Origin of the sequence: Sporomusa sp., from assembly GCF_035561255.1 — a bacterium.
Taxonomy (GTDB): Bacteria; Bacillota; Negativicutes; order Sporomusales; family Sporomusaceae; genus Sporomusa.
On record NZ_DATMXX010000171.1, the window covers coordinates 1 to 4,810 of the forward strand.

Consider the following 4,810-nt stretch of genomic DNA (forward strand, 5'->3'; position numbering starts at 1 on the left):
CTACAACCAAAAGCACCGCAGCGACCATACTCTTTTTCGCTATTTAAACACAAACAATTTTATAAAGCAACAAAAAATCCTTTAAAAATTATACCATAACACCACGAAAAGTATAGTGTGTTGGCGGGAAAATTTTTGGACCTGTAGCTTTCGCTACAGGTCTTTTAGTCCTCGTCCTGGATAGTTTGCCCGTTAGTTGGTTTACTATTTGATAGTAACAATATATTTTTCGATCATTTTTACCGGATAATACGACTCTTTAGCTTTACGCAAGCCCTCTATTCCCATGTCCTCTTCCCTATTGATGTATTCAAGGTGCTGCCAGGCAGTTTCACAAAACTTCTGATTGATGACCGGATATACCCCGCGAATATCAGGGTTTGCTTTTTCCACATGAATGACCGCCATATTGGCATTTACTTGCTCGCCGAAGGTAAATCCCTCTACTTTGCCGCCAATAGTAATCAGGCCGCCAGTCAGCTTAAGTTCTGTCCAATGGGTAAGAACCTCAATAATAGCATCTCTTTCTCCCCGTAAAGTCGGATCGTCATCACAGCCTTTTTTTCTGCACCACTCCAGTTGGTTTTCAATACAGTGCGGAACCCACTCAGGGGTTAGCGGCTGATATTGATAATTGCTGTAGGTACGAAGGAAACTGTTAATATGATTTTTCTTGCTGTGAAATTTACGGCCTTTTAATTCAACTAAATCCTTGCTATTATAAACATAATCATAATTATCACGTTCACCGGCAAAATTAAACCGGCCAGGCTGTAATTTTTCAATAATATCAACCATGAATTTTTCTACACCCTTAAGGACAAAAGGTTTGTTTCGTGCGGCAAAGAGAGTAGTTATTTCTTCCAGCAACGACTCTACCGCCTCATCAGGACCAAATGGCTGAAGCATAAACTCCTGACCATCTTCGCCGGCTTTAATCAGCAGGCAACCGTTCTGCTCTGCCCACTTTATAGAATATATGTTGCGCCACATAAATAAGTTGGTGAAATTCAGATGAGAATTTTCATAGCGCCGCTGACTAAAGCACTTATCAAATAAGGGTTTTTGTGCCAAGGTAATTTCCTGGAAATTGATACTAAGACCCCCTAATTATTATCAATACTAACTGACCATGTTGCCAGCTCAAGCATTTAGTATAGTACTCTCTATTATATTCCCGGCATTACGAACACGCAATACACATTCGGAGGTAACAATATGCCCAAACGTGCCCCTGTAATATTATATGGTGATTGCCCGTATCTTAAAAGGCGCCACAGCATTATTGCCGTATACCAGGAAACCCGCATCCCTGGTGAAGCTGTGCCCCACTATCATATCGAAGAAACTGAGTGCGATTTCAATGAGGAATGCCCCCTGGAAAAATGTCCGCTGGCTGAGAATGCACCCAAGCACCCACCTGGTATCGGCCTGGGCTGATACCGGCAAAGTTAGTATAAACCGCCTTCTTTATTTTTCGCTATATTTTCTCCACAAATTCCAAACGCTCACCATCTGGACCGACAAAAAACATAATCTTTTTATTCCCTACTACCCTTGGCTGATCAAACAGCAATATAATATTGTGTTGCCGGAGTTTTTCAATCTCGGCAGTGAGGTCATTTACGAAAAAAGCAATATGGTCAACCCGGCCAGCATTACGAGTTGGGGCAGGGTCTGCAGTATACTGGATAAGTTCAATTGTTAGCTGACCTGACCTAATAAATATCAGGCGAATACGTTCATCCTGGTACATATCTTCCACTTGGCAATCTAGAACTTTAGTATAGAAAGCCAGGGATTTGTCCGCATCTGCAACGACCACACCCACATGGGCAACTTCAAACATGCTTTATTCCTCCTTCAAAACCTTAGGCCAGGTAAAGATAAAATTAGCACCCTGCGCTTCAGATGATATAACCCTAACCGATCCACCCTGACCTTCGACGATCTTTTTGACAAGCGCCAGACCGACTCCGGTGCTTTCCAGGGTATCACGCGGCTGCAGGGTTTGAAACATTTCAAAAATCTTGTGATGATAATCAGGTGCAATTCCCGGCCCGTTATCAGACACACTGAATTCGAGTAATTCCCCTGAATCTGTTACCGTTATCACTACCTGCCCATCTGGCCTGGTGTTATGTTTCATGGCGTTACCGATAAGATTGGCAAATATCTGCTTAAGCCTAACCCGGTCGGTATTAATCTCCGGCATATCTGCTCCAACCAAAAGGTGAAACCCGTCAGGAGGTTCCAGATCTTCAGTCACTTCAGCAATTAACTCGCTGATCTTAACAGGTTCAGTAGCTGCTTTAATCCGGCCGATTCGCGAATATTCCAATATCCCTTCAATCAGGTTTTCCATCCTGTGGACCCGCCCTCGCAAGAGCTCCATCTTATGTTTGGTTTCAGCCTCGAGATTGCCCCCTAAATCTTCCTCCAGCCACTGTGATAAATTGGCAATGGCGCGAAGCGGTGCCTTGAGATCATGGGAAACCACATAGGCAAATTGATCAAGCTCCCGGTTGCTACGCTCCAGTATCCGCATATATTTAGCTAATTGTCCCTGCTTGCGGCGCAACTCATTCTCACGCAGACGCACAGCTTCAGCCATCGACTGAAAGTGCTCTGAAATTGTATTAATCTCAATGTATTCGTAATGCTCCAGCGGTAGATTATAATTGCCTAAAGCCACTTGCTGCGTTTTGCGGGTAAGCGCGCCAAGCGGCGCAAAGATTTTCTTGAGATTGCGCATAGCCATAAAAACTGCGAGCCCTAAGGCCAATATTGAGCCAATGATAAATATATTCCGGGTATTATACACCGGGGCAAAAGCAACATCGGTCCGTTGGGCCACAAGGACCGGCCAGCCTGTCGGCTTAACTATGTCTACAGTTATGAGATAATCGTCTTGCCCCTGCTTAACACTCACAGTACCGGACTTACCTGTTAGTGCTGTTTTAATAAATCCCCGGTCACCAATATGATTTCGCTGATAAACCTGCCCCCGGTCGGAGTGGCCAATAAACGTGCCTTCAGTATCTAGAATAGCTACCCAGCTATGCTGATTGATATCACCTTTCGCCGTTAGCTCATTTAGTTTACTTAAATTCACATAGCCAACGATCATCCCGTTTTTAGTTGGTCTTGTAATTGTCAAAGTAGGTTGACCAGTGTGCTGAGAGATAAAGGTGGTTGACCAATGCACCTGGGCTGTTTGCTTAGTCATCCGGAAAAATGGCTGCCTTGACAAATCGAGTGTTGAATAGCTGGGATGATGAGGCGAGGCGAAAGTCGAATTCCCGTTGTTATCAATAATATGTACTGCATCCAAAAATGTATGACTAGCTATAAGCGTATCAAGATAATTCTGGATTTGGCTGTTGTTAAAACCGCCTGTATCCAGCGTGATGGCAGCCTGTTTAATGACAGAGTCAGCCGCCACCAGGAAATCCTGAGTACCTGTCACCAGGTCACTCGCCATTTGAGTATTATATTTGATGACCTGCTCACCCATACTGCGCGACAACAATGTAACAGTAATCACACTAATGACAAGGATTGGCAATGCGACCGCGACGATAAAATCAAAGGTCATCACCCTTTTTAAGCTGCCTGCAATCTTGTTCATATGTCATCTGCTCACTTTATTAATCCAACGGGACAAACTGCCCGTCTTTAACAACAATTAGCCGGGCAAGGCGGGTGGTATCACCGGTAGCGTTGATAGTAATACTGTTCCACAATCCCGGAAACTGCCTTTGAGCAATAATCGCAGCCTTGACAGGCTGCGCCTCGGTGTTGCCTGCTTTTTTAACGCCTGCCAACAAAATTTGTGCGGCCTCGTAACCATAGGCGGCCGCATAATTCGGCCGATTACCAAACCGTTCCTGATAATTGCGGGTAAATTTACTATAAGACAGACCTTGGGCATCGGGAACAAACGGACTACTAAAAATAACCCCTTCGGCCGCAAGACCACCGTGCTGAATAAAATCGTCCGTCATGGCCCAGCTGCTAGAGAATATCGGTGCCGTAAGCTGATTCTTTCTGAGCCACTGACTAAGAACAGCAGCATCTACGGCTCCGGCGATAATAAGTACACCTGCAGGTGAATAGCCTGCCACATCATTTGCCAGACTCTCATAGTTTACACTCTTACCTGAAATAAACGAAATTTTTGTAACAATCTTACCGCCGAGCTCCTCGTATTTAGCGGTAAAAGCCTGCTCCCATGCCTGAGAAAAATCAGCATTGGATCTATCATAAATAACAATCATTTTTTTTAGGCCCAATGTATCAACCGCATAGGTTGCTTGCGCTCGTGCAGAAAATCCAAGTGGCGGCATTACTGTGATCATTAAATCATCGCGGCCACTTAAGATATCAGCCGTCGCAGTCGGGCTTACAATAAGCACCTTGCCACCGGCGATTACCGGCAGTGAAGCTACAGCCGCAACACTTGTCATATGACCGATAATTGTACCTATACCAGCATGGATAAATTCTTCATCAACAAGCCGGACAACATCAGGGTCATTTTTGTCATCTTTAACGACAAGCTCAACCGGCCGCCCGGCAATGCCGCCATTCTTATTTATTTCTTCAACTGCCAGAATTACCCCATTACGTCCGGCAACCCCAATGTCAGACTGCCGTCCGGTCAAACCGGCAACAAAACCAATTTTAACCGGCTGACGTCCGCCGCAGCCTGAAACAAATAGGATCATTGCCAGGAATACCGCCCAGACAACCACTTGACACCGTTTAGCAGTTGGCACAATATCCCTCCATCCGACAATTATTATTG

The 4,810-nt window shown here is 44.9% G+C and carries 5 protein-coding genes; 1 reads left to right on the plus strand and 4 read right to left on the minus strand.

Annotation, left to right across the window (positions count from 1 at the left end; all coding sequences use genetic code 11):
• Window positions 1-204: 204 nt before the first annotated feature.
• Window positions 205-1,074: a DUF2156 domain-containing protein gene (locus VN379_RS09775; RefSeq protein ID WP_325533258.1), complete on the minus strand. Its 870-nt coding sequence runs from the start codon at window positions 1,072-1,074 to the stop codon at window positions 205-207.
• Window positions 1,075-1,218: 144 nt separating this feature from the next.
• On the opposite strand from VN379_RS09775, the gene VN379_RS09780 reads away from it, so the two are divergent.
• Window positions 1,219-1,440, plus strand: coding sequence for a hypothetical protein (locus VN379_RS09780; RefSeq protein WP_325533260.1), 222 nt, complete (start codon window positions 1,219-1,221; stop codon window positions 1,438-1,440).
• A gap of 40 nt (window positions 1,441-1,480) precedes the next feature.
• Here VN379_RS09780 and VN379_RS09785 read toward each other — a convergent pair whose 3' ends face one another.
• The 3 genes from VN379_RS09785 to VN379_RS09795 all read right to left on the minus strand — a co-directional run.
• Complete coding sequence (locus VN379_RS09785) at window positions 1,481-1,849, minus strand: VOC family protein (RefSeq protein ID WP_325533262.1); 369 nt, start codon at window positions 1,847-1,849, stop codon at window positions 1,481-1,483.
• 3 nt (window positions 1,850-1,852) lie between these two features.
• Entirely contained in the window at window positions 1,853-3,631 is a 1,779-nt protein-coding gene (locus VN379_RS09790; protein WP_325533264.1) for a sensor histidine kinase, read from the minus strand.
• Window positions 3,632-3,650: 19 nt separating this feature from the next.
• On the minus strand, window positions 3,651-4,810 hold a 1,160-nt coding region (locus VN379_RS09795; RefSeq protein ID WP_325533266.1), incomplete at its 5' end, for an ABC transporter substrate-binding protein.

Coding starts and splice junctions, on each gene's coding strand:
- VN379_RS09785 (WP_325533262.1), bottom strand. CDS start 1,849: ATGTTTGAAGTTGCCCATGTGGGTGTGGTCGTTGCAGATGCGGACAAA.
- VN379_RS09780 (WP_325533260.1), top strand. CDS start 1,219: ATGCCCAAACGTGCCCCTGTAATATTATATGGTGATTGCCCGTATCTT.
- VN379_RS09790 (WP_325533264.1), bottom strand. CDS start 3,631: ATGAACAAGATTGCAGGCAGCTTAAAAAGGGTGATGACCTTTGATTTT.